Raw genomic sequence first — 19,042 nt, forward strand, 5'->3', positions numbered from 1 at the left:
TGAGAGGCAGGGCGGCATGGGCGCGTGCGCGGTCGAGGAGGCGGCGGAGGTTGCAGCAGGGCGGGTCCCGGGCCCGGCCCCGGCCCCGGTCCCGGTCCCGGTCCCGGCCCGGCCGGTCGGGGAACCGACGGGACCGGCCGTCTGGTCGCGGGACTTCCGGTTCTACTTCACCGCGCGCAGCGCGGGGCTGCTCAGCTGGGCGATGCTCCCGGTCGCGGTCTCGGCCGGCCTGCTCGCCTCGGGCTACGGGCTCGCGGTCGCCGGGTACGCGATGGCGTTCCTCGTCGCCCCGTTCGCGGGGCTCGTGCTCTTCGGCGGCGTGCTCGCCGACCGGTTCACCGCGCGCCGGATGATGATCGTCGCCGACCTCGCGAACCTCGCCGCGCACGTGCTCCTCGCGGTCCTGTTCGTCCGGGGGATCGACCACCTCTGGCACCTCTACGCCCTCCTCGCGGTCGCCGGCACGGCCAACGCGCTGTTCCAGCCCGGCGCCGCGTCGACCGTGCCCCTCGTCGCGCGCGACGTCCAGGGGGCCAACGGCGTCCTGCGGACCTCCGAGGCGATCACCGGGCTCGGCGGCCCGGCGCTCGCGGGCGTCCTCGTCGGGTTCGGGTCGACCGGCGGGGTGATGGTCCTCTCCGCCGTCGCCTACGCGACGAGCGCGCTGTGCCTGCTCGCGCTCCGGCTCGGCGTCGTGCCGGCGCCCCCGGCGGGCGCGGGCCTGTGGCGCAGCCTGGCCGTCGGGTGGCACGAGTCCCGCTCCCGCACGTGGCTGTGGGGCGTCGTCGTCATCTGGATGGTCTACGCGGTGCTCGCCTGGGGGCCGCAGCTCCCCCTGGCGGCGAGCGTCGTCGTGCCGACGCACGGGGCGACCGCGTTCGGCGTGCTCAACAGCGCGCTCGGGGTCGGGACCGTGGTCGGCGGGCTGCTCGCGATCCGCTACCGGCCGCGGCGGCCGCTCGCCGCGGGCGCCGTGGCGCTCGTGGCCTACCCGCTCTACCCGCTCGGCCTCGTGCTGGGCTGGCCGGTCGGGGCGCTCGCCGTCGCGCAGGTGCTCGTGGGCGTCGGGGTCGGGGTGTGGGGCGTCATGTGGGCGACGAGCGTCCAGACGCAGGTGCCGGGCGACGTGCTCAACCGGGTCCACGCCTACGAGGTCGCGGGGTCGGTCGGGATGTACCCGATCGGGGCCGCGCTGGCCGGTCCCGCCGTCGCCGCGTTCGGGACGGACCGGGTGCTCCTGGTGGGCGCGGTCGTGGGGACGCTCACGGTCGTGGCGCTCCTCGCCGTCCGGCCGATCCGCACGCTCCGGCGGGTCCCGGACCTCCCCTGAGCGCGCGCCGCACGCGCGGCGGCGCGTCGCCGAGCACGGGGTTGCTCGCCGTCGACCACGGGGTTGCGGTCGTTCAGAGCGCGATGACGACGGCAACCTCGTGTTCGGCACCTCACCTCGGGGTGGGGGAAGGTTCCGTGCGCCCGGGTCGTTGTGGTCGGCGTGAGCGAGCGGAACCACGGACGAGAGCCGGCGGCACCGGGCGCGGCGGGCGCGGACCTGCTCGGCCCGGGCGGGGCCGTGCACGACGTCGTGGTCGTCGGTGCGGGCCAGGCCGGGCTGTCGTCGGCGTACCACCTGCGGCGCGCCGGGCTCGACCCGCTCGTGCTCGACGGCGGTCGCGGCCCGGGCGGCGCGTGGCAGGACCGCTGGGACTCGCTCACCATGGCCGAGACGCACGCGGTGCACGACCTCCCGGGCGTCCCGCTCCCGGCCGGCGACCCCGGCGAGCGCGCCAACGTCGCCGTCCCGCGCTACTACGCCGCGTACGAGCGCGAGAACGACCTGCGCGTGGTGCGGCCCGTCACGGTGCACGACGTGCGCGACGACCCCGCGCTCCTGCTGGTCCGCGCCACGGTCGGCGCCGGGCCGGACGCGCGCGACGTCGTCGTCCGCACGCGCACGCTCGTCAACGCGACCGGCACGTGGACCCGCCCGTTCTGGCCGCGCTACCCCGGGATGGAGACGTTCCGCGGGCGCCAGCTCCACACGCACGACTTCCGCGCCGCCGAGGACTTCGCGGGGCAGCACGTGGTGGTCGTCGGCGGCGGGGCGTCGGCGACGCAGCTCCTGCTCCAGATCGCGCCGCACGCGTCGGGCACGACGTGGGTGACGCGCCGCGAGCCGGTGTGGGTCGAGGAGGAGTTCTCGCCCGAGCTGGGCCGGGCCGCCGTCGCGCGCGTCGCGGAGCGCACGGCCGCGGGGCTGCCGCCCGGGAGCGTCGTCTCGGTCACGGGCCTGCCGCTCACGCCCCGCTACCGCGCGGGGATCGCGAGCGGGGTGCTGCGGCGTCGGCCGATGTTCGAACGCGTCACGGCGACCGGCGTCGAGTGGGCACCCGGCGCGAACGACGACGGGCTCCTGCACCAGCCCGCCGACGTGATCCTCTGGGCCACCGGGTTCCGGGCCGCGCTCGACCACCTCGCGCCCCTCGGCCTGCGCGCGCCCGGCGGCGGGATCGTGCTCGACGGCACGACGGCGGCGAGCGACCCGCGCGTCCAGCTCGTCGGCTACGGGCCGAGCGCCTCGACGATCGGGGCCAACCGGGCGGGACGCGAGGCGGCGCGCGGCGTGCTGCGGGCGCTCGGCCGACAGCCCGGTCGCAGCCCTGCGGCAGGATCTCGGCGGCCGGTGGCGGTGTGAGGGCTCGTCAGCGCCCGCCGCGGAGCCCTAACGTGCACCCGTGAGCACCGAGTCCTCCCCGCCCCCCGACCCGCACCCCGCCCGCGGGCCCGCCCCGACCGCCGTCGACGCGCCCGCCCTCCCGACGCAGCGCCGCACCCTGACGACCCTCGCCGCGACCCAGGTGCTGTCCGGTGTCGGGGTCGCGAGCGGCATCGCCGTCGCACCCCTCGTGGCGTCGGCGCTGTCCGGGTCCGACGCGATCGCGGGGCTCACCTCGACCTCGGGCGTCGTCGGCGCGGCGCTCGTCGCGCTGCCGCTCGCCCAGGTCGCGGGCCGGCGCGGCCGGCGGCCGTCGCTCCTGCTCGGCTTCGGCCTCGCGACGGGCGGCGCGGTGCTCGCGACGGTCGCCGTCCTGCTGGGCTCGTGGCCGCTGCTCGTCGTGGCGATGCTGCTGTTCGGCTCCGGCACGGCCGCCGGTCTCGCCTCCCGCTTCGCCGCGACGGACCTCGCGACGCCGCAGCGCCGGGCCCGCGACCTGTCCGTGGTGGTCTGGGCGACGACCGTCGGGTCCGTCGTCGGGCCGACGCTCGCGGGCGTCGCCGACCGGGTCGCCGGGCCCGCCCTGCGCCTCGGGGACGCGCACGCCGAGCACGGGAGCACCGCGGGGAGCGCCGCGCCGAGCGCGGCCCCGTTCGTGCTCGCGACGCTCGCGTTCGCCCTCGCGGCGACCGTCGTCGCGGTGTGGCTGCGCCCGGACCCGCTGCTCGCGTCGCACGCGCCGTCGGGGGCGGGTGCGGCGGGGTCCGGCGCGGAGGGTTCCGGCGCGACGGGTTCGGGTGCGGCGGGCTCCGGTGCGGCGGGTGGCGACGGGGGTGCGCCGGGCGCGGGTGGAGCGCCGGGCCCGGCGTCGTGGCGCGACGGCCTGCGCGCCGGCTGGGCCGTCGTCGCGGCCAGCCCGACGGCGCGGCTCGCGCTCGGCGCGATCGTGCTGAGCCACCTCGTCATGGTCGGCCTCATGTCCATGACCCCGGTCCACATGAACCACGGCGGCGCGACGCTCCAGGTCGTGGGGCTCGTGATCAGCGCCCACATCGCGGGCATGTACGCGCTGAGCCCCGTCGTCGGGTGGCTCGCGGACCGGCTCGGGCACGCGCGCGTGCTGTACGCCGGGGGAGTGCTGCTCCTCGCGGCGGCGGTCGTCGTGGCGGGCGCGCCGGGCGAGGACTCCGCGCGCCTCACGGTCGGCCTCGTGCTGCTGGGGCTCGGGTGGTCGTGCGGGCTCGTCGCCGGGTCGGCGCTGCTCGTGGACGCGACGCCGGGGCCGTCGCGCACCGCCGTGCAGGGCCTGTCGGACCTCGCGATGAACACGGGCGGCGCTGTCGGCGGCATCCTCGCGGGGGCGATCATCGGGTTCTCGTCGTACGGCGCGCTCGCGTGGGGTGCGGCGGCGCTCGTCGTCGTGTGCGCGGTCGTGGCGGCTCCGCTCGCGCGGCGGGCTGCGCTCCGCTGACGACGGCCGCCGAGATCGGCACCCGGGGGTGGGATCGGCGGTCGCGACCGCCGATCCGGTCTGGGGGTGCCGATCTCGTGGGGTGGGCGGCCGCGGCCAGGGTCAGGCGAGCACGGCCGGGAGCGCCGTGCGCTCGTCCCGGCGGACGGCGCCGACCTGCGCCGGGGTGAGGAACAGCGCCCTGGAGAGGTCGGTGCCGCGCGCGTCCGCGCCCCGCAGGTCGGCGCCGAGCAGGTCGACGGCGTCGAGCCGGGCCCCGCGCAGGTCGGCACCGAGGAGCAGCGCGCCCCGCAGGTCCGACGCCGTGAGGTCCAGCCCGCGGAGGTCGGCACCGACGAGGTCCGCCCCCGGCCGCAGCCGACGTCGCACCCCCGCGCCCGGGGCCCGGAGTGCCGGCGAGGCGTCGGGCGGGGCCGCTGCGCGGGCGGTGCCGTGCGGCGCCGCGGCGCCGCGGCGGCCGTCCCGGTGCCGGCGGTCGCGCGCCTGCGAGCTGTCGCGCGCCGCGCCGCGGGCCGCGTCGCGCACGAGCGCGCTCGCGCGGTCGACCAGCGGGCCGACGGCGCGACGGACCGCGCCGACGTCGAGCGCGAGCAGGTCCGCCGGGGCGAGGTCGGCGAGCGGTGCGGTGCGGTCGAGCGCCTGCCGGGCGTCGTCGTGCACGGCGGTGGCCGCGGGGAGCGTGAGCACCTCCGCGAGGTACCAGAGCAGCTCCTGGAGCTGCGTGACGACGGGCAGGGCGGCGAACGCGTCGCGCGCGGCGGCGGGGTCGTCGCGCCAGGTCGCGCCGTCGTGCGCCGCCCGGACGGCGGCCGTCACGCGCCGGCCCGCGCCCAGGCAGTCGTAGGCGACGCAGCCGGGGAAGCCGGACTCGGGCAGCCGGGCGTGGATGCCGCAGCCGAAGTCGGTGCGCAGGTTCGGGCAGGGCGTGCCCGCGGGCTTGTCGATCGCGAAGTCGGCGGACCGCACGAGGTGCAGGCCCACGCAGCACAGGCCCGTGCAGCGGGAGCAGTCGCTGCGCAGGTCGAGCTGCTCGACGAGGAGGGCGCGGCCGTCGGCCGCGGGGACGCGGGGCACGCCTCGACGCTACGCCGTCGTGGGGACGCCGGGCACGGGCAAATCGCGGTGCGCACCGGCCGGGCGGTCGGCGCACGAGAACGGGGCCGGTGCCGTCGTCGCGCGGACGACGGCACCGACCCCGTGGTCGACGAGCGGCGCGTCAGTCGTCCGAGGACGACGGCTTCTGCAGGCCCGCCGAGATGAGCTCCATCACGGACGAGTCCGCGAGGGTCGTGGCGTCGCCCACCGTCCGGTTCTCCGCGACGTCGCGCAGGAGGCGGCGCATGATCTTGCCGGACCGCGTCTTCGGGAGCTCGGGCACGACGAGGATGCGCTTCGGCTTGGCGATCGGGCCGATCTCCTTCGCGACGTGGTTGCGCAGCTCCGTCTGCACGGCCGCCGCGCCGTCGGCGTCGGACGCCCGGCCGGCGTGCTCGCCGCGCAGGATGACGAACGCGACGACGGCCTGGCCCGTGAGGTCGTCGCTCGCGCCGACGACCGCGGCCTCCGCGACGATCTCGTGGGAGACCAGGGCCGACTCGATCTCCGTGGTGGACAGGCGGTGCCCCGAGACGTTCATGACGTCGTCGACCCGGCCGAGCAGCCAGATGTCGCCGTCCTCGTCCTTCTTGGCGCCGTCGCCCGCGAAGTAGATGCCCGGGAAGCGCGACCAGTACGTGTCCTTGAAGCGCTCGAGGTCGCCCCAGATGCCGCGCAGCATCGACGGCCACGGCTCGGACAGCACGAGGTACCCGCCGCCGCCGTTCGGCACGGAGCGCGCCTCGTCGTCGACGACGTCCGCCACGATGCCCGGCAGCGGCACCTGGGCGGAGCCCGGCTTGGCCGCCGTGACGCCCGGCAGCGGCGAGATCATGATCGCGCCCGTCTCCGTCTGCCACCACGTGTCGACGATGGGCGTGCGGTCGCCGCCGATGACGCGGCGGTACCACATCCAGGCCTCGGGGTTGATGGGCTCGCCCACCGACCCGAGCACGCGCAGCGACGACAGGTCGAACTTCGCGGGGATCTCCTCGCCCCACTTCATGCACGCGCGGATCGCCGTCGGCGCGGTGTAGAGGATCGAGACCCGGTACTTCTCGACGATCCCCCACCAGCGGCCCTGGTGCGGGGAGTCCGGGGTGCCCTCGTAGATCACCTGCGTCGCGCCGTTGAGGAGCGGGCCGTAGACGACGTACGAGTGGCCCGTGACCCAGCCGATGTCGGCGGTGCACCAGTAGACGTCGGTGTCGGCCTTGAGGTCGAACACGTTGCGGTGCGTGTATGCGGCCTGCGTGAGGTAGCCGCCCGTGGTGTGGAGGATGCCCTTGGGCTTCCCGGTGGTGCCCGACGTGTAGAGGATGAACAGCGGGTGCTCCGCCTCGACCCACACCGGGGTGTGCGTCGTGTCGGCGGCCTCGAGCGCGTCGTGCCACCACACGTCGCGGCCCTCGGTCCACGCGGTGTCCTGGCCGGTGCGGCGCACGACGAGGACGTGCTCGACCGTCGTCGGCTCCGCGCCGTCCTTCGGCGCGAGCGCCTCGTCGACCGCCGGCTTGAGCGCGGAGGCCGCGCCGCGGCGGTAGCCGCCGTCGGCCGTGATGACGAGCTTCGCCTCGGCGTCGGCGATGCGGCTGCGCAGCGCGTCGGCGGAGAACCCGCCGAACACGACCGAGTGCGGGGCGCCGATGCGCGCGCACGCGAGCATCGCCACGACGGCCTCGACGACCATCGGCAGGTAGATGACGACGCGGTCGCCCGTCTCGACGCCGAGGGCCGCGAGCGCGTTGGCCGCGCGCGAGACGTCGCGCTGCAGCTCGGCGTACGTGACCGTCCGGGTGTCGCCCGGCTCGCCCTCGAAGTGGATCGCGACCCGGTCGCCCAGACCTGCCTCGACGTGACGGTCCACCGCGTTGTACGCGGCGTTGAGCGTGCCGTCGGCGAACCAGCGCGCGACGGGCGCCTGCGACCAGTCGAGGGTCTCGGTGAACGGGGTCTGCCACGTGACGAGGTCGTTCGCCTGCCGCGCCCAGAACGCGAGCCGGTCGGCCCGCGCCTCCTCGTACAGCTCGGGCTGCGCGTTCGCCTGCGCGGCGAACTCGGGGCTCGGGGGGAAGCTCCGGGTCTCGTGGAGGAGGTTCTCCAGGCTGGACGTGGTGGCCGCTGCTGCGGCCTCGGGCTCGTTCTCTGGCACGCTGACCTCCGGTGCGCATCGACTCTGGTGCGGTCCCGCCGACCGCGGCGGCCGCCCGGGGGCGGCGTGACGGTACGACGGTACGACGGGGCGGACGGCCGCACGACCGGGGCCCCGACCTGGCGAGTGTAGACCTCCCGCGGTGAGCGCGGTCACATCCGTCCGGGATTCGGCGAGAGTGCTCGCAAAGGAACGGGCGAGTGCCCCGGACGGTGGGGGAGCGCGCCGTCGGGCGACCCGCCGGGCACCCCGGCGCGCTGTTGCCGCGCACGGGGTGGTGACCCACCATGGGCTCACGTTCCTCGCGGAGCGTGCGGCCTCACGGCGAGGCACAGGGGGCGGGTTGGCGTACGCGGCGGTGCGGGGCGCGCGGTCGCGCCCTGCCGCGCCCGCACGCCGGGACGACGGCGTCGACGTCGCCTCCCGGGACCGCGTGCTCGCCGTCGCCGTGGCCGCCGGGCTGCGCGCCGTCGGCCGCTGCGGGGCGCGCACGGTCCCCGAGGACGCCCTCCGGCCGGGGTCCGGCGGCCGCCGCGGGCTCGTGCTCGTGGCCGACGACGCGGGCTCCCTCCCCGGCCCGCCGCTGCTCGCGGTCCTGCGGCGCCCGGGCCCGGTCGTGGTCGTGGGCGGCGCGGTCGCGGCGGACCGGCTGCTCGTCGCCGCGCGGGCCGGCGCCCTGGTCGTCGCCGCGGAGCGACCGTTCGGCGACCAGGTGCGGACGGTCGCCCGCATGCTCGCGGGGGACGTGCGCGCGGGCGACGCGCTGCCGGTGGACCAGCTCGTCGGGGTCGTGCGCGACCGCCGGGCGGTGGCGTCGCTCACGGGGCGGGAGACCGAGGTGCTGGAGCACCTCGCGGGCGGACGGTCGGTGGCCGAGATCGCGGCTGCCCTCGTCCTGTCGGTCGCGACCGTGCGCGCCCACGTCCGCTCGATCCTCGGCAAGCTCGGCGTCTCGTCGCAGCTCGCGGCCTCCGCCGCCCTGGCCCGCGCACGGGGCGGCCGTCCCGTCCACAGATAGTCAGAACTGACGATGTGGGGCGGTCGGCGCCCGGCGGATCCTGGCGACGGACCCGGACGAAGGCACCGGGCCGACGGCGGGGCGACGCAGCCCCGCCGACGCACGAGAGGGGGCACGACATGCTGGTGGTCTGCACACAGGACGACGACATCCGCGAGGCCGTCGAGAGGCACGGTTCGGGGGCGGACGCGTGGGGCGAGGTCGTCCTGCTTCCGAAGGGCTCACGGGCCGCGGCGGAACGGGCGCTCGTCGCGGCGCTCGCGACGGCGCGGGGCCCGGTCTGCCTGTCCGCGCACGGCAACGACGAGGAGATCGGCGACGAGGGGCACGGCGCCGACGACTGGGGGTGGAACCGGCGGCAGGTCGCACGGCTCCTCGCCCGGGTGCCCGGGCCGGTCGGCCCGGTGCTCGTGCACGCGTGTGCCGAGAACGTCTCCAACTTCTCGGCGGGGCTCGCCCTCGCGCTCGAGGAGGAGCGGGCGCTCGAGGGCGTCTGGGTCTACGGCTACAACCGGCCCGTCCCGGCGACCGCCGGCTACCCGCGGCCGGACGCGCTGAGCAGGCAGGTCGACCTGCAGGGCACGCAGGTCGTCTTCTGACCTCGCGCCACGGGGGCGCGGCGGTCGCCGTGCTCCGACACCGCACCACACGTCATCGGAGGAAGTCATGTCGCTCGTGAGAGACATCGTCAAGCAGTTCGACAACAGCGACGAGCTCGCGCAGACGCAGCGCGAGGTCGTGGAGTCGCTCGCCCGGCTCGGGGAGACCAAGGCCGAGCTGTTCGAGGCGAAGATCCAGGAGTCGCTCCGCGGGGCGGGAGGCACGAACTCGACCGTGCCCATCACGTCCATCCTCGCGTCCAAGAAGGAGGTGCACGCCTTCACGTCCACGTCGACGGAGCACCTCGCCGACACCGTGAAGTCGTCGCTCAAGTCGTTCGTCTCGGGGACGGCGGACAGCATCATCGACGGGGTGGGCGGCCTCATCTCCGAGGCCCTCACCGTGTTCCTCGGCGGCGCGTCGGCGTCGACGGGCACGATGGAGGAGTACTACGTCGTGACCGAGGGCCTGTCCATCGTCCGGGTGGACCTCAAGGCGTGGTACCTCAACGTCTCGGCCCGCGGCATCTACGAGAAGATGGAGCGCATCAGCGCGTTCGTCGCGGTCAAGTCCACGGTGGACCTGACGAAGATCGACTTCAACACGTTCCTGTACCTCTACCAGAACCAGCTGACCGCGGCTCACCTCGACAAGAACCAGGTCAAGCAGGCGCTCCAGGAGGCGAAGGAGATCTACCAGGAGTTCAACGGGGCCGGCCTGCGCACGCAGGCGGTGCACCACATCACCCGCGCTCCGGGCAGCACGGCGCCGCGCTCGTCCTGACGCGGGGACGACGGCGGGTGCGGCGCCCCTCGGACGCCGCACCCGCCGTCGGGCGTGCGCCGACCGCCGCCGTGGGTGCCGTCAGCGCGCCCGGCGCTGGCGCACGGCCTCGTACAGCACGACCGTCGTCGCGCTCGCGGCGTTGAGCGAGCTCGCCGAGCCGAGCATGGGGATGCTCACCATGACGTCGCACGCCTCGCGCCAGCCTGCGCTGAGGCCTGTGGTCTCGTTGCCCGTCACGACGAGCGTCGGGCCCGTGAGGTCGTGCGCGGCGAGCTCGACGTCGCCGTGCTCGTCGGTCCCGAGCACGGTCAGCGGGACCCCGGAGGAGCGCTGCGCGGCGACCCAGTCGAGGACGTCGCGGCCCGCGGGGACGCGGACCGTCGGGACGGAGAAGATCGAGCCGGTGCTCGCGCGCACGGCGCGCGGGTCGTACGGGTCGGCCGCGTGCCCGGCGACGACGAGCCCGCTCCCGCCGAACGCGTCGAGCGACCGCGCGACGGTCCCCACGTTGCCCGGGCTCGTGGGCCGGTCCAGCACGACGCCGAGGAAGTCGGCGCTCACGGTGCCGCCGCCGATCCGGCCCAGGTCGTCGGGTGGCGTCGCGACGACGGCGAGGAGCTCGGGCGTCTCGTCCTCCTTGCCGCCGAGCTCGCGCAGGAGCGCGGACGACACGGCGAACCGCTGCGCGCGGACCCGGTCGAGCATCGCGTGGGCCCACGACGACAGCGACCGGTCGGCGTCGACGAGCCACGTCCGCACGGTCCACCCGGACTCGACGGCGAGCGTGATGGGCCGGACCCCCTGGACGACCATCTCGCCCGCCCGGTGCCGCTTCGTGCGGTTGGTGAGCAGGGCCTCCCACTGCTGGAACGCCGCGTTGCGGGTCGTGACGCGCTGCACGCTCAGGCCTCCGGGGCGGTGGTCGGGGCGGACGTCGTGGTCGCGACGCGCGGGAGGCCGCCGGTCAGCGCGGGCGGCTCGGCGACGCCGTCCTCGCGCGCGGCGCGCTCGACCGCCGCGGCGACGAGCGTCGTCACCTCGGGGTTGAACACGCTCGGGATGATGTAGGTCGGGTTGAGCTGGTCCTCGTGGATCGCGGACGCGAGCGCGCGCGCGGCGGCGAGCAGCATCGCGTCGGTGATCCGGTGCGACCGCGCGTCGAGCAGGCCGCGGAACACGCCCGGGAACGCGAGCACGTTGTTGATCTGGTTCGCGAAGTCGGACCGCCCGGTGCCGACGATGGCCGCGTGCTCCGCCGCCTCGACCGGGTCGACCTCCGGCCGCGGGTTCGCCATCGCGAACACGATGGCGTCGGGGGCCATGCGCGCGACGTCGTCGCCCGTGAGGACGTCCGGCGCGGAGACGCCGATGAACACGTCCGCGTCGACGACGGCCTCGCGCAGCGTGCCGGTGACGCGCCGCGGGTTCGTGTTGACCGCGGTCCACGCGAGCGACGGGGACAGGCCCGGGCGGCCCGGGTGCACGACGCCCTCGATGTCCGCGACGACGACGTCGTGCGCGCCCGCCGCGAGGAGCAGCTTGAGCACCGCGGTCCCGGCCGCGCCCGCGCCCGAGAGGACGATGCGCACGTCGGGCAGCTGCTTGCCCACGACCTTGAGCGCGTTGGTCAGCGCGGCGAGCGCCACGATGGCGGTGCCGTGCTGGTCGTCGTGGAACACGGGGATGTCGAGCTCGGCCCGCAGCCGCGCCTCGATCTCGAAGCACCGGGGGGCCGAGATGTCCTCGAGGTTGATGCCCGCGAACACGGGCGCGATCGCCTTGACCGTCCGCACGATCTCGTCGACGTCGGTCGTGTCGAGCGCGATGGGGAACGCGTCGATGTCCGCGAACCGCTTGAACAGGGCCGCCTTGCCCTCCATGACGGGCAGCGACGCGAGGGGGCCGATGTCGCCCAGCCCGAGCACGGCCGACCCGTCGGTGACCACCGCGATGGTGTTGCGCTTGATCGTCAGGCGGCGGGCGTCGTCGGGCTTGGCGGCGATGGCCTCGCACACGCGCGCGACGCCGGGCGTGTAGATCATCGACAGGTCGTCGCGGTTGCGGATCGGCACCTTGGACTCGATCTTCAGCTTGCCGCCCAGGTGCAGCAGGAACGTGCGGTCGGAGACGCGGTCCACGACGACGCCCGGGAGCGCGCGCAGCGCCTCGACGATCTGCCCGGCGTGCTCCTCGCCGCGCGTCGCGACCGTGACGTCGACCGTGATGCGTTCGTGGCCCGACGCCGTCACGTCCAGGGCGGTGACGATGCCCCCGGTGTGCTCGATCGCCGTCGTCAGCTCGCTCACGGCGGTGGGGCGGGCCTCGACCTGGAGGCGGGCGGTGATGGAGGAGGAGACACTCGGCGCTGACGTCATGGGCCCCAGTATCGCCCGGCCGGCGGGCCGCGACGCGGGAACGGGGCGCGTGAGCCCGGACACGACGACGGCGCCCTCGCGGACGCCGTGGTCGCCAGCGGCGGCGGTGAACAGGCGCGCTCGCTCCAAGTCGCTGCAACGGGTCGGGGGCCGTCGTGGCCTGGTCCGCTCCGGTCAGCGCGTCCTTCGGTGGACTGCCCTGCGCGTGGGTACCGCCGCGGTGCTGTTGTCCTTCCATCACAGCCCGCCGGGGCGGCGGGCGCAAGCGCTCCGGGGGTTCTTCCACACCGTGTTCTACCGGGGTTCGAACACGCCGGTGCGGTTGGTCCGGGAGGTCCGGATCGGGCCCTTCGGCGGTCGTCCGCGGGGGGCCGGACGGGCGGGTCAGCCGCGCGGGCAGCGACGCTGAAGAGGGTCAGCCGCGCGAGCGGCGGCGCCACGCCCGCCACGTGAGCCACCCGACGACGCCGAGCCCGACGAGGCCTGCGGCGGCGAGCACCGGCGTCGGCGCGGCGAGCTGCGAGCGCAGGGCGACGGGCCGCGAGAACGTCAGCGCGCCCCACCCGTGCTCGGCGGCGAGACGACGCAGCGTCCGGTCGGGGTTGACGACGAACGCGTGGCCGACGGCGCTCAGCATCGGCGCGTCCGTCACGGAGTCCGAGTACGCGTAGCTCGCCGCGAGGTCGTAGCCCTCGCGCTCCGCGAGCTCGCGTAGGGCGACGGCCTTGTTCTCGCCGTACGCGTAGAAGTCGATCGCGCCGGTGTAGCGACCGCCCTCGACGGCCATCCGGGACGAGATGGCGTGGTCGGCACCGAGCACCGCGGCGATGGGCTCCACCACCTCGCTCCCCGAGGCCGAGACGATGACGACGTCGTGCCCGTGCTCGTGGTGCGACTCGATGAGCTCGACCGCCTCCGCGTACACGACCGGGTCGATGTGCTCGTGGAGCGTCTCCTCGACGATGCGGGAGACGGTCGCGACGTCCCAGCCGGTCACGAGGTTCGACAGGTGCGCACGCATGCGCTCCGTCTGGTCCGCGTCGGCCCCGCCCACCATGAACAGGAAGTGCGCGTACGCGCTGCGCAGCACGTCCCCGCGGTTGATGAGCCCGCCCGCGAAGAACGGCCGCGAGAACGCCGCGGCCGACGACGTCGCGATGATCGTCTTGTCCAGGTCGAAGAACGCGGCGACCCGGCCGGCGCGCGGCGGGTCCGTCGGGTCCGGGAGCGGGGTCACGGTCGCGAGCCTAGCGGCGGAACGTGGCCGTCCCCAGGAGCGCTCGCCGACGGGCCCGTCCCCAGGACGGGTGACGGGCCGACGGCGGCCCGCGTCGCCGGGCCAGGGTGGTCCCCGGTCGACGGAGGGCGGGGGAGCGCGATGGACGGAGCGGTCGTGGCGGTGGTCGGTGCGCGCGGCGGGGCGGGGGCGAGCGTCGTCGCCGCGTCGTTGGCCCGGGCGGTCGCGCGGCGGCGCGCGCCGACGTGCCTGGTCGACCTCTCCCTCCTGGGCGGGGGCCTCGACGTCCTGCTCGGTGTCGAGCAGGACCCGGGCGTGCGCTGGCCGGACCTCGCCGACGCGCGGGGCAGGATCGACGGCGACGACCTCCTCGCGCGCCTGCCCCGCTGGGGCACCGTGCCGGTCGTCAGCACCGAGCGCGGCGGGGGCCCGGAGCAGGCGGCGCTCGCCGACGTCGTCGCCGCGCTCGCCGAGGCCACGGCGGCGAGGTCCGGGGTGCTCGTGCTCGACTCCGACCGCGCGGCCCTCGGGGCGGGCGCGGCCGGGGCGTCGCTGCTCGAGGCCTGCGACGAGGTGCTCCTCGTGACCCCGCTCGACGTCGCCGGGGTCGCGGGCGCCGCGGCGGTGCGCGACCGTCTGCCGGGCCGGGCCGCCCTCGTCGTGCGCGGCCCCGCTCCCGGTCGGCTCTCGCCGCCCGAGGTGGCCGCCGCCGTCGGGCTCGACGTCGCCGCCACCGCCGGGTGGGACCGTGCGCTCGCTGGCGCGGTCGAGCGGGGCCACGGACCGTGCGTCGGGCGCGGGCCGGTCGTCCGGGCCGGTCGCGAGCTCGCGGCGCGCTACCTCGGGCCCGCCCGGTGAGCGCGCGGGAGGCGCGTGCGCCGCGCGGCGGGCGTGGTCGGGACGGAGGTGTCGCGGACGGGGCGCAGCGCCGCGGGGAGGAGCCGCCGCGTGCCGAGCGCGGCCGGGTCGCCCTGCTCGACGGGGTCCGGGACCGCCTCGTGCGGTCGAGCGACGACCCAGGCGGCGCCACCGAGGTGCTCGGCGACGCGGCCGTCGCGGACGCGCTGCGGGCGTCGGGCCGGGTGCTCGGCACGACCGCGCTGCGCGAGCTGACCCGGACGGCCCACGCGGAGATCTTCGGGGCCGGGCCGCTCCAGCGGTACCTCGACGAGCCCGGCGTGACGGACGTGCTCGTCAACGGGCCCGACGACGTGTGGGTCGACCGCGGCGCCGGCCTCGAACGGGTCGAGGTCGCGCTCGGCGGCCCCGAGGCCGTGCGGGCGCTCGCGGTGCGCCTCGCCGCGGCGGGCGGGCAGCGGCTCGACGACGCGTCGCCCGTCGTCGACGCCCGCCTCCCGGACGGGACGCGCCTGCACGCCGTCGTCGCGCCCGTGTGCGCGACGGGGGCCGTCGTCTCGCTGCGCGTCCTGCGGACCCGGACGTTCCGGCTCGACGACCTCGTCGCGGGCGGCACCGTCCCGCACGCGTGGGAGCCGGTGCTGCGCGGCCTCGTCGCGCGGCGCGCGAACGTCCTCGTCTCCGGCGGCACCGGCACCGGCAAGACGACGCTCCTCGCCGCCCTCCTCGCGCTCGTCCCGCCCGACGAGCGGGTCGTCTGCGTCGAGGAGGCGCGCGAGCTCGACCCGGACCACCCCCACGTCGTCCCGCTCACGGCGAGGCGTCCCAACGTCGAGGGCGCGGGCGGCGTGGACCTCGCCGACCTCGTGCGCGCCGCGCTACGCATGCGGCCCGACCGCATCGTGCTGGGCGAGTGCCGTGGGCCGGAGGTCCGCGAGGTGCTCATGGCGCTCAACACCGGCCACGACGGCGGCCTCGCGACGATCCACGCCAACGACGTCGAGGTGGTCCCCGCCCGGCTGGAGGCGCTCGCGGCGCTCGCGGGGATGGACCGGGCCGCCGTCGCCGCGCAGGCCGCGGGCGGGCTCGACGTCGTGCTGCACCTGCGCCGCGTCCGCACGGCGGGCACGACCCGGCGCGTCCTCGCGCAGCTCGGCGTCGTGCGGCAGGACGAGCGCGGCGCCCTGCGCGTGGACGTCGCGGGGTCGTGGGACGGGACCGTCGTGCCGCCGGGCGGTGGGTCACCGGGCGGTGGCTCGCTGGGCGGCGGGTCGACGGCAGGCGGGTCGCCGGGCGCCGGGTCGCCGCGCGGCGGTTCGACGGGAGACGGGTCGCCGGGCGCGGCGGGGCCGGTCGCGGGACCGGCGTGGGACGAGCTCGTGGGGCGGTGGTCCGCATGACGCGACGACGTGCCGGGAGCCTCCGCGCCGGTGCGGCCCGGACGGTGCGCGGCGGGGGAGCGCGCGCATGACGGTCCTCGTGGGTCTGCTCGTCGGTACCGCGGTCTGGTGCGCCACGGCCCGGGGCGGTCGGTCGGCGCGCCAGGTCGTCGGTCGGTCGGCGTCGCGCGGCGTGCGGTGGTCCGTCCTGCGCCGCCCGGCCCGACCCCAGGCGGTGCCCGAGCTCGTGCGCGTCGTCGTGACGCAGGTCGGCGCGCTCCTGCGGTCCGGAGCCGCGCCGGGCGTCGCGTGGGGTCGTGCGGTCGGGGTCCGGGTCGACGGCGGGGGCGTCCCGCGGGTCGCGGACCTCGCGCCGCACGTCGGCGGCCCGGCGACGGCGCGTGCCCTCGTCGCGGCGTGCCGGCTGGCCGCGGAGCTCGGTGCGCCGCTGGCGACCGTGCTCGACGAGGTTGCCGTGTCCGTGGCCGCGGACGCCGAGGCGCGGGCCGAGCGGGAGGCGGCGCTCGCCGGACCGCGCGCGACCGCCCGCGTGCTGCTCTGGCTCCCGGTCGTCGGGGTGCTGCTCGGCTACGTGCTGGGCGCCGACCCGCTCGGCACGGCGACCGACGGCGGCCTCGGGACGGCAGGCGTGCTCCTCGGGGTCCTGCTGCTCGTCGCGGGCCGCACGTGGTCAGCTCGGCTCGTCGAGCGGGCGCGCACCGCAGGGGACGACCGGTGACCGCGCGGCGCGCGGCGCGGCCCGCCCGAGAAGGAGAGCACCGATGACCCTCGTCCTCGTGGCGCTCTGCGTCCTGGCGGGCGCGGCGCCGTGGTGGTCCGCGCGCACGGAGGCCGGACGGCGCGCCGTCGCCGTCGGGCGGGCAGCGCCCGCGCCGGACGATCCCGCCGGCAACCCGAGTGGCCGACGGCGCCGGGGCGACGACCGCGAACCCGGCATCGAGACCGGGGTGCTCCTCGAGCTCCTCGCGGCCGCCGTCGGGTCGGGGGCGGCGATCCCGCGAGCGCTCGACGTCGTCGGGTCGTGCGTCGGTGGCCGCGACGGTGCGGGGCTGCGCGCCGCCGGCGCGGCGCTCCTCCTCGGGGCGTCGTGGGACGGGGCCTGGGCGGGTGCACCGCCGCGGCTCGGGGTCGTGCAGCGCGCGCTGCGGCCCGCGTGGCTGCACGGCGCCGCTCCGGCGTCGTCGCTGCGGGCGGCGGCCGGGGCGTCGCGCCAGGACCGGACCGGGGCGGCCAAGGCTGCCGCGGCACGGCTCGCCGTGCACCTCGTGCTCCCTCTCGGTGCGTGCTTCCTGCCCGCGTTCGTGCTCGTCGGGCTGCTGCCCGTCCTCGTCTCCCTCGGGGCGGGTCTGCTCTCCGGATAGGCGTCGGAGGTCCGGAGGCAGAGGCGGGCGTCGGTGTGATTATCGGGGCCGGGCCGGGCCGGGGCCGGGGCCGGGGCCGGGGCCGAGGTCGGTGTCGGGTCGCTACGGTGGCCGCATGGACCCGTCCCCTGTCTCCCGTGTGCCCGCTGCGCTCCGGGACGACGCCTGGCGGGACGTCGGGAGCGGCGAGTCCTCGGCCCGCGTGCTCGTCAGCGCGGACGGCGCACGGCACGCCAAGGTCGTGGGCCCGGACCAGGCGGCCGCCCTGGCGGACGAGCGGGACCGCGCGCTCTGGGCGGCTGAGCGCGGGATCGTCGTCCCCGAGGTGCTGGCGTGGGAGGACACGGGGGAGCAGGCCGTGCTCGTGACGCGCACGGTGCCGGGCGTGCCCGCCGACACGGTCCGCCCCGACCAGGTCGACCGCGCCTGGACGAGCGTCCTCGCGGCGGCGCGGACCCTCCACGACCTCCCCGTGGCCGGCTGCCCGTTCGACCGGAGCCTCGACGCCATGGTCGCCCTCGCCCGCGACGTGGTCGACGGCGGCCGCGTGCACCCGGAGTTCCTGCGGCCGGAGCAGGAGTCCCGGGATCCCGCCGACCTTCTTGCGGAGCTCCTCGCCGAGCTGCCGTGGCGGCGGGAGCAGCAGGCGGCCGACCTCGTGGTCTGCCACGGCGACCTGTGCCTGCCCAACGTCCTGCTCGACCCCGAGACGCTGGAGCTCCGCGGGTTCGTCGACGTCGGGCGGCTCGGGGTCGCCGACCGGCACGCCGACCTCTCCCTCCTCCTGGCGAACGCCCAGGACACCTGGCCGGAGCACGCGCGTGCCCTGGAGGAGTCGCTCGCGCCGCTCTACGGGTCCCCGGTCGACCCGGGCAGGCTCCGCTTCCACCTCGAGCTCGCCCCGCTCACCTGGGGCTGACCGCGCCCCGGTTGGCCGGGGTTGGTCTCTCGACCCGTCGACGGGGGTGCTGCTCGCGCGACCTGTCGACGGGGTGCTCCTCGGGCGACGGGTTGCCGGTGGCTCGACCTGTCGACCGGGTGCTGATCGTGCGACGGGGTGCCGGTGGCTCGACCCGTCGACCGGGTGCTGATCGTGCGACGGAGTGCTGGTGGCTCGGCCCGTCGACGCGGGCGGAGGGCGCGCTGCCGTGCACAGGTCGTCGTCTTGAGAGCCCCGTCCACCGACGCCCCGCGGTGGGGTGCGGCAGGGGTGCAGGTCCCGGCAGGGTCTCCCCGACCGCCCGCACGACGCGGGCCACACGAGGGGAGCCGGAGATGACACGACAGCCGCGACGCGCGTTCGCGCGCCTGACGGGGACGAGCACGGGGCAGGACGGCGAGGCGGGTCTCGCGACGGCTGAGTACGCCATCGCGACGGTCGCGGCGGCAGGCTTCGCCGGGCTGCTCATCGTCGTGCTGAAGAGCGGCGAGGTGCGCGAGATGCTGCTCGGCATCGTGCGCAGCGCGCTCTCGCTGGGCTGAGCCCGTGCGACGGGACGCCGGGGCGGAGAGCCGCCGGCCGAGGGGTCGGGTCCGTGAGGGCGGCGAGCGAGGTGCGGTCACGGCCGAGCTCGCGGTCGCCCTGCCCGCGGTCGTCCTGGTGCTCGTCGTGGTCCTCACCCTCGCCGCGGCGGCGGGCGCCCAGATGCGCTCCGCCGACGCGGCGAGGGCCGCCGCCCGGGCGGTGGCCATCGGTGAGGACGACGCGACCGTGCGCGCGACCGCGCTCCGGGTCGCCGGAGCCGGCGCGACGGTCGGCGTGCTGCGCGGCGACCCGTGGGTCGAGGTGCGCGTCACGACGCCCGTCGTGGGCGGGTGGCTCGCCGGGTCGCCGTTGCGCGCGAGCGGCGCGGCCGTCGCGTGGGCGGAGCCGTGACCGCGGCGCGGCCTCCGCGGGGACGGCGCACCGAGACCGAGACCGGGTCCGGGACCAGGTCTGGCGCCGAGACTCGGGCCGGAAGCGGGATCGAGACCGC

General features: G+C 76.9%; 18 protein-coding genes. 13 read left to right on the forward strand and 5 right to left on the reverse strand.

Annotation, left to right across the window (positions count from 1 at the left end; translation table 11 throughout):
- The 3 genes from ACPCUX_RS07525 to ACPCUX_RS07535 form a co-directional block, all read left to right on the forward strand.
- Positions 1 to 1,330, forward strand: a 1,330-nt coding sequence (locus tag ACPCUX_RS07525) for an MFS transporter (RefSeq protein WP_423388464.1), incomplete at its 5' end; no start/stop codon positions are given.
- A gap of 240 nt (positions 1,331 to 1,570) precedes the next feature.
- Positions 1,571 to 2,692: an FAD-dependent oxidoreductase gene (locus tag ACPCUX_RS07530; RefSeq protein WP_423388531.1), complete on the forward strand. Its 1,122-nt coding sequence runs from the start codon at positions 1,571 to 1,573 to the stop codon at positions 2,690 to 2,692.
- Positions 2,693 to 2,732: 40 nt separating this feature from the next.
- Positions 2,733 to 4,184, forward strand: coding sequence for an MFS transporter (locus tag ACPCUX_RS07535; protein ID WP_423388465.1), 1,452 nt, complete (start codon positions 2,733 to 2,735; stop codon positions 4,182 to 4,184).
- A 102-nt stretch (positions 4,185 to 4,286) separates the two neighbouring features.
- Here the strand turns inward: ACPCUX_RS07535 and ACPCUX_RS07540 are convergent, their stop codons facing one another.
- Both ACPCUX_RS07540 and acs read right to left on the reverse strand, forming a co-directional pair.
- The gene (locus ACPCUX_RS07540) at positions 4,287 to 5,258 is read right to left on the reverse strand and encodes a pentapeptide repeat-containing protein (protein ID WP_423388466.1); all 972 of its coding nucleotides are present in this window, start codon (positions 5,256 to 5,258) and stop codon (positions 4,287 to 4,289) included.
- A gap of 142 nt (positions 5,259 to 5,400) precedes the next feature.
- Positions 5,401 to 7,431 carry an acetate--CoA ligase gene (gene acs, locus ACPCUX_RS07545; RefSeq protein ID WP_423388467.1) on the reverse strand — a complete coding sequence of 677 codons (2,031 nt, stop codon included), beginning with the start codon at positions 7,429 to 7,431 and terminating at the stop codon, positions 5,401 to 5,403.
- A 343-nt stretch (positions 7,432 to 7,774) separates the two neighbouring features.
- Between acs and ACPCUX_RS07550 the strand changes: the two genes are divergently transcribed.
- From ACPCUX_RS07550 to ACPCUX_RS07560, 3 genes are all read left to right on the forward strand, one after another.
- Entirely contained in the window at positions 7,775 to 8,449 is a 675-nt protein-coding gene (locus ACPCUX_RS07550; RefSeq protein WP_423388468.1) for a response regulator transcription factor, read from the forward strand.
- Positions 8,450 to 8,574: 125 nt separating this feature from the next.
- Entirely contained in the window at positions 8,575 to 9,048 is a 474-nt protein-coding gene (locus tag ACPCUX_RS07555; protein ID WP_137279705.1) for a hypothetical protein, read from the forward strand.
- Between the two features lie 67 nt (positions 9,049 to 9,115).
- Complete coding sequence (locus ACPCUX_RS07560) at positions 9,116 to 9,832, forward strand: hypothetical protein (RefSeq protein WP_021483279.1); 717 nt, start codon at positions 9,116 to 9,118, stop codon at positions 9,830 to 9,832.
- A gap of 81 nt (positions 9,833 to 9,913) precedes the next feature.
- Here ACPCUX_RS07560 and ACPCUX_RS07565 read toward each other — a convergent pair whose 3' ends face one another.
- The 3 genes from ACPCUX_RS07565 to ACPCUX_RS07575 all read right to left on the reverse strand — a co-directional run bounded on the left by ACPCUX_RS07565 (position 9,914) and on the right by ACPCUX_RS07575 (position 13,447).
- Positions 9,914 to 10,735, reverse strand: a complete 822-nt coding sequence (locus ACPCUX_RS07565; RefSeq protein ID WP_338074486.1) for a TrmH family RNA methyltransferase — start codon at positions 10,733 to 10,735, stop codon at positions 9,914 to 9,916.
- A 2-nt stretch (positions 10,736 to 10,737) separates the two neighbouring features.
- On the reverse strand, positions 10,738 to 12,210 hold the full coding sequence (locus tag ACPCUX_RS07570) for an NAD-dependent malic enzyme (protein ID WP_082774168.1): 1,473 nt from the start codon (positions 12,208 to 12,210) through the stop codon (positions 10,738 to 10,740).
- Between the two features lie 415 nt (positions 12,211 to 12,625).
- Positions 12,626 to 13,447, reverse strand: coding sequence for an HAD family hydrolase (locus ACPCUX_RS07575; RefSeq protein WP_409141337.1), 822 nt, complete (start codon positions 13,445 to 13,447; stop codon positions 12,626 to 12,628).
- Positions 13,448 to 13,588: 141 nt separating this feature from the next.
- Here ACPCUX_RS07575 and ssd point away from each other — a divergent pair, with 141 nt between their 5' ends.
- The 7 genes from ssd to ACPCUX_RS07610 all read left to right on the forward strand — a co-directional run bounded on the left by ssd (position 13,589) and on the right by ACPCUX_RS07610 (position 18,942).
- Complete coding sequence (gene ssd / locus ACPCUX_RS07580; RefSeq protein ID WP_409141338.1) at positions 13,589 to 14,305, forward strand: septum site-determining protein Ssd; 717 nt, start codon at positions 13,589 to 13,591, stop codon at positions 14,303 to 14,305.
- 140 nt (positions 14,306 to 14,445) lie between these two features.
- Positions 14,446 to 15,705 carry a TadA family conjugal transfer-associated ATPase gene (locus tag ACPCUX_RS07585; RefSeq protein ID WP_249355827.1) on the forward strand — a complete coding sequence of 420 codons (1,260 nt, stop codon included), beginning with the start codon at positions 14,446 to 14,448 and terminating at the stop codon, positions 15,703 to 15,705.
- Between the two features lie 67 nt (positions 15,706 to 15,772).
- Positions 15,773 to 16,423 carry a hypothetical protein gene (locus ACPCUX_RS07590; RefSeq protein ID WP_043660460.1) on the forward strand — a complete coding sequence of 217 codons (651 nt, stop codon included), beginning with the start codon at positions 15,773 to 15,775 and terminating at the stop codon, positions 16,421 to 16,423.
- Positions 16,424 to 16,466: 43 nt separating this feature from the next.
- Positions 16,467 to 17,066, forward strand: coding sequence for a type II secretion system F family protein (locus ACPCUX_RS07595; protein WP_085386547.1), 600 nt, complete (start codon positions 16,467 to 16,469; stop codon positions 17,064 to 17,066).
- Between the two features lie 115 nt (positions 17,067 to 17,181).
- Entirely contained in the window at positions 17,182 to 17,985 is an 804-nt protein-coding gene (locus ACPCUX_RS07600; RefSeq protein WP_423388469.1) for a phosphotransferase, read from the forward strand.
- Positions 17,986 to 18,341: 356 nt separating this feature from the next.
- Complete coding sequence (locus ACPCUX_RS07605) at positions 18,342 to 18,548, forward strand: DUF4244 domain-containing protein (RefSeq protein WP_043655695.1); 207 nt, start codon at positions 18,342 to 18,344, stop codon at positions 18,546 to 18,548.
- A 4-nt stretch (positions 18,549 to 18,552) separates the two neighbouring features.
- Positions 18,553 to 18,942 carry a TadE family type IV pilus minor pilin gene (locus tag ACPCUX_RS07610; RefSeq protein WP_043655698.1) on the forward strand — a complete coding sequence of 130 codons (390 nt, stop codon included), beginning with the start codon at positions 18,553 to 18,555 and terminating at the stop codon, positions 18,940 to 18,942.
- Positions 18,943 to 19,042: the final 100 nt, after the last annotated feature.

This window comes from Cellulosimicrobium sp. AB352 (genome assembly GCF_049538415.1).
Lineage (GTDB): Bacteria > Actinomycetota > Actinomycetes > Actinomycetales > Cellulomonadaceae > Cellulosimicrobium > Cellulosimicrobium funkei.

Excerpts from the sequence above, each read along its gene's own strand:
- ACPCUX_RS07560 (WP_021483279.1), top strand. The coding sequence starts at position 9,116 with ATGTCGCTCGTGAGAGACATCGTCAAGCAGTTCGACAACAGCGACGAG.
- ACPCUX_RS07570 (WP_082774168.1), bottom strand. The coding sequence starts at position 12,210 with ATGACGTCAGCGCCGAGTGTCTCCTCCTCCATCACCGCCCGCCTCCAG.
- ssd (WP_409141338.1), top strand. The coding sequence starts at position 13,589 with ATGGACGGAGCGGTCGTGGCGGTGGTCGGTGCGCGCGGCGGGGCGGGG.
- ACPCUX_RS07590 (WP_043660460.1), top strand. The coding sequence starts at position 15,773 with ATGACGGTCCTCGTGGGTCTGCTCGTCGGTACCGCGGTCTGGTGCGCC.
- ACPCUX_RS07595 (WP_085386547.1), top strand. The coding sequence starts at position 16,467 with ATGACCCTCGTCCTCGTGGCGCTCTGCGTCCTGGCGGGCGCGGCGCCG.
- ACPCUX_RS07600 (WP_423388469.1), top strand. The coding sequence starts at position 17,182 with ATGGACCCGTCCCCTGTCTCCCGTGTGCCCGCTGCGCTCCGGGACGAC.
- ACPCUX_RS07605 (WP_043655695.1), top strand. The coding sequence starts at position 18,342 with ATGACACGACAGCCGCGACGCGCGTTCGCGCGCCTGACGGGGACGAGC.